This is a genomic window from Stenotrophomonas sp. SrG, from assembly GCF_050031795.1.
Lineage (GTDB): Bacteria > Pseudomonadota > Gammaproteobacteria > Xanthomonadales > Xanthomonadaceae > Stenotrophomonas > Stenotrophomonas rhizophila_A.
Genome location: NZ_JBNBBE010001877.1, coordinates 1 through 229 on the forward strand (window position 1 = coordinate 1; position 229 = coordinate 229).

General features: G+C 72.1%; 1 protein-coding gene. It reads right to left on the reverse strand.

All coding sequences use genetic code 11. The features are described 5' to 3' along the window. The coding region (locus ACQG3P_RS25700) for an FAD-dependent monooxygenase (protein ID WP_426806622.1) at positions 1-138 on the reverse strand (138 nt) is incomplete at its 3' end. Positions 139-229: the final 91 nt, after the last annotated feature.

The following is a 229-nucleotide window of genomic DNA, read 5'->3' on the forward strand; positions in this document are numbered from 1 at the left end:
TCCCTCGGGCGCGCCTTCCCCAACCGACGCCAGCCTCCAGCCCAGGGGGGAGGCACCCTGCGCGCGGGTGTACAGTCCCACGCCGCCGGTAGGGGGACGGGTATGCGCCGCATCGCCCACCAGGAACACCCGGCCCACGCGCTACCGCTCTGCCACGAGAGCGTTCATCTGGTTCGCGCAAGCCCACGAGACGCCTTCTACCGTGATGTCATCGCGCCCGGTCCGCGCG